This is a genomic window from Candidatus Accumulibacter contiguus (assembly GCF_012940005.1).
Classification (GTDB): domain Bacteria; phylum Pseudomonadota; class Gammaproteobacteria; order Burkholderiales; family Rhodocyclaceae; genus Accumulibacter; species Accumulibacter contiguus.
Genome location: NZ_SPMX01000153.1, coordinates 1 through 2,038 on the forward strand (window position 1 = coordinate 1; position 2,038 = coordinate 2,038).

Consider the following 2,038-nt stretch of genomic DNA (forward strand, 5'->3'; position numbering starts at 1 on the left):
GGCCATCGGGGAAGAGGGAGTCGAAACGGCGGCGCTTCATCGCAATTCCTCGATGGCCAATTGCAGGAGATCGTCAGGCAGATGATTGAGTCCACGCGGCACCGCCAGGCGCATGGCGGTGCGCAGAATGCGCCCGGCGTGACGCGGCAGGCCCTTGCTGGCTTGCCGCAGGATCTCGAGACCCGAATCGGCGAGCAGCGTATGGGAGCACCCGGCGCTCTTGAGCGCGTGGGCGATCAGTTGCGCAAAGCGTTCGCGCTCGATGACCGGGCGCATCTGAACGCGCGCCTGAATGCGCCCGGCGAGCGCTGCATAGGGCGCCCGTTCGAGCGTCTGCGCCAGCGCCGGATGGCCGACGAGCCAGACGGTGATCAGATCGCGCGAATCGAAGGCGAAGTTGAGGAAAGCCGGGAAATCGCGAAAGAACTCGGGCGGCAGGTTCTGCGCCTCGTCGAGAATCCACAGCGGCAGGAGTTGCTTGCCGTCGGCCAACTGATGGATCTGCGCCTTGATGTCGCGCCACAGTTGCGCCCGGCGATAGCTGGGTGGCAGGCCCAGTGACAGGGCCAGACAGCGATAGATATCGAGGCGGCCGAAGTCGGTCTCGGCATGGTAGATGACCTGATAGCGATGCGGATTGAGCTTCGCGGTCAGGAGCCGCAACGCGGCGGTCTTGCCGACGCCGGCTTCGCCGGTCAGCAGGCCGACGCCTGGCGAGTGCAGGAGCCACTGGAAGCGTTCGGCGAGTTGCGCCAGCGCACCGTCATCCCAAAGATCGGTGGCTTCCTTGCCCAGCGGCGGATGGCGCAAACCAAAGTGTTGCAGGTCCATCTTTAATCTCCTTTCGCGTCGTAATACTGCTGATGGACCAGTTCGATCAGGTTCGCGCCGGACCTCTCGATCTTGCCGGCGTCCACCGGCCCGGGTTTGCGTCGCTGGCGATGGAGATTGGCCAGCGCATCGAGCGGCGTGGCCAAGCCGATCGACTCGCCCTGCTCGTCCTCGACACCGACCACGATTTCAGTATGCGGATCGACGACCAGGCAGACGGTCTTGCCGGACAGTTCGAAGGGCACCTCGAAGCGCTTGCCCTGATACGACACCGTGCCGTCCTTGCGGACGCGGCGGCTGACGCGATGGTGGAACAAGGCATCGAGCTTGGCGGCCAGCAGTCCGAGCGGGCGAATCTTCGACAAATCCTGCTGATAACGGGCCAATGGCGTGATCCCGTCCAGACCCTCATGCGGGCGGCGGTGATAGACCTGTTCCAGCCATGCCCACAGGCGCGCGTTGACGTCCTCAAGACCGGTGATGTGACGCTCGTCGAGTTCGGATAGAAACTCGCCGCGGCAGGTCCGGTGCCAGCGCTCCAACTTCCCCTTGCCTTCGGGCGCATAGGGCCGGCAATAAATCAACTGAATACCCAGGCGGGCGCAGATCCCTTGCAAGGTGTGGGCGCGGTAGGCGGCGCCGTTATCGACGACCAGTTTGAGGGGAATGCCACGTTTCAGGATCGCCTGCTTGAGCACGCCCTCGATGTCCAGTGCCGTTTCCCCGGGGCAGAAGGCGCTGTGGGCGAGCAAACGTGAGGCGTCATCGAACAGCGAGACGAGATACGCTTTGGCAAGCTTCCCGCCGATGGGGACCTGTGGGCCGTGCATCACGTCGCTGTACCAGATCGCGCCGGCCGAAGCGGCGACGAAACTGCGCCTCTCCTCGGGCAGGCTGGCCGAGCCGGTCATGCGGGAAAGACCGTGTTGCTGGAGCAGACGGTGGATCGTCGATCGCGACAGACTCCCGCGAGCGACGGTTCCAGCGGTTTCGAGCAACTGCCGGATCTGGCGAATCGAGCGCCGGGGATTATCCCGCTTGGCTGCCAGAATCGCGGCCTGGATGGCCTCGGAAAGCTTCGATTGCCCGCGGTCGGCGCGCGCCTTCGGCATCAGGCCATCAAGGCCTTGGGCTCGGTAGGTGTAGTACCACCCTTGAATCGTCTTCTCGCCCAGATGGCGCCGACGGGTGCCGGGAATGGCGTACT

2 protein-coding genes are annotated in these 2,038 nt (G+C 64.4%); both read right to left on the reverse strand.

Going from position 1 to position 2,038, the window contains the following annotated elements; genetic code table 11:
• Positions 1-36: 36 nt before the first annotated feature.
• Positions 37-831 (reverse strand): ExeA family protein, encoded by a 795-nt coding sequence (locus E4Q08_RS23890; protein WP_034916122.1) that lies wholly within the window; start codon positions 829-831, stop codon positions 37-39.
• A 2-nt stretch (positions 832-833) separates the two neighbouring features.
• The coding region (locus tag E4Q08_RS23895) for a DDE-type integrase/transposase/recombinase (protein WP_169072240.1) at positions 834-2,038 on the reverse strand (1,205 nt) is incomplete at its 5' end.